This window comes from Desulfosporosinus burensis (genome assembly GCF_054657535.1).
This window is the reverse complement of record NZ_BAAHYN010000041.1, coordinates 1-1,526: the sequence shown is the minus strand read 5'-3', so window position 1 is coordinate 1,526 and position 1,526 is coordinate 1. Positions and strand designations below refer to the sequence as shown.

The following is a 1,526-nucleotide window of genomic DNA, read 5'->3' as shown; positions in this document are numbered from 1 at the left end:
TCAACAAAGCAAACAAGTCGGGAAGCAACGCACCCTCGAAAGGAGAAAGCCATGCTGCTAAAAACCGAGGCTTTAACTAAGAACTTCGGTGGTTTAACCGCCTTAAACAAGGTGAACTTTGAGATCAAAGAGGGCGAAATCGTAGCCATTATCGGCCCAAATGGCGCCGGAAAGTCCACCTTTTTCAATCTAATCAGCGGCTATTATCCGTCTTGTTCCGGAACGATAAGTTTTATGGGCAAGGATATGACCCGAACTCCAACCCATGAGTTTGCGTGCAGGGGCATAGGGAGGACCTTTCAGACCACGAACTTATTTACGGATAGTACGGTGCTGGACAATTTAATCATTGGTTATCGCTCCAAAACTAAAATGGGAATGCTGGATGCTATTTTTAATACCTCGCGTGCTCGCCGGGATGAAGGGGCGAGTCGAGAAAAAGCGGCAGAGGTCTTAGAGTTTATTGGATTGACAGCGGTCAAGAGTCAACCCGTCGGCAACATTTCCCAAGAAGCGGCCAAACGGTTAGCCATCGGATTAGCCCTGGTGACAGAACCACGCTTACTGTTACTAGATGAACCGGCAGCAGGGGTTAATCATGGTGAAACCAACGAACTTGCTAAGTTAATTAAGAAAATCCAACAAACCGGTACAACGGTCTGTTTAATCGAACACAAAGTTCAGATGGTCATGAATTTAGCGCACAGAATTATGGTTTTGAATTACGGCAGTAAAATAGCGGAAGGGACCCCCAAAGAAATTAGCAACAACGAACGAGTTATTGAAGCATACTTAGGGGGGACTAAACATGCTTAAATTATCCGATGTCAATGTATCCTATGGGAGTTACTTAGCTCTCCAGGATGTTAACATAGAAGTCAACAAGGGAGAATTTGTAGTCTTGTTAGGAGCGAATGGAGCGGGTAAATCGACGCTTTTTCGTACGATCAGCGGATTGCAAAAACCGACGAGCGGGGTCATCGAGTTTAAGGGACAGAAAATGAATCAATTGCCTGCCTTTAAAGTGGTCGAGTTGGGGATTTCGCAATGCTTAGAAGGGCGTGCTCTGTTTTCACACATGCCAGTACGCCAAAACTTACTTTTGGGAGCGTATGTAAGGCGCCACGATAAAGAAGGAATTAAAAAGAGTCTGGCCATGGTCTACGAACTATTTCCCGTTCTAAAAGATAAAGAAAATGTATTGGCAGGTTCTCTGAGCGGAGGGCAGCAACAGATGGCAGCGATAGGAAGGGCACTCATGTCTGACCCAGAGTTGTTACTGTTAGACGAGCCCTCGATTGGTCTGGCTCCCATAGTGGTCCAGCAGGTATTTGATGCCGTGAAGATTGTTAACGAGGCTGGAAAGACAGTGCTTTTAGCGGAGCAGAATGCCCATTTGGCTTTAAAAGTATCTCACCGTGGTTATGTTCTAGAAAATGGTCGAGTTGTTATGCATGATCGCAGTGACTTACTGGCGGGCAATGAAGATGTGAAAAAGGCCTATATCGGGGTTAGTGATTAAAGGA

The 1,526-nt window shown here is 45.7% G+C and carries 2 protein-coding genes; both read left to right on the top strand.

Annotated features, from left to right (window positions below; genetic code table 11):
* A partial coding sequence (locus ACYQ3Q_RS28200; RefSeq protein WP_459931710.1) for an ABC transporter ATP-binding protein occupies nt 1-816 on the top strand: 816 nt, incomplete at its 5' end.
* The gene (locus tag ACYQ3Q_RS28195; protein ID WP_459930262.1) at nt 809-1,522 is read left to right on the top strand and encodes an ABC transporter ATP-binding protein; all 714 of its coding nucleotides are present in this window, start codon (nt 809-811) and stop codon (nt 1,520-1,522) included. The genes ACYQ3Q_RS28200 and ACYQ3Q_RS28195, both read left to right, overlap by 8 nt.
* The last annotated feature ends 4 nt before the right edge of the window (nt 1,523-1,526 follow it).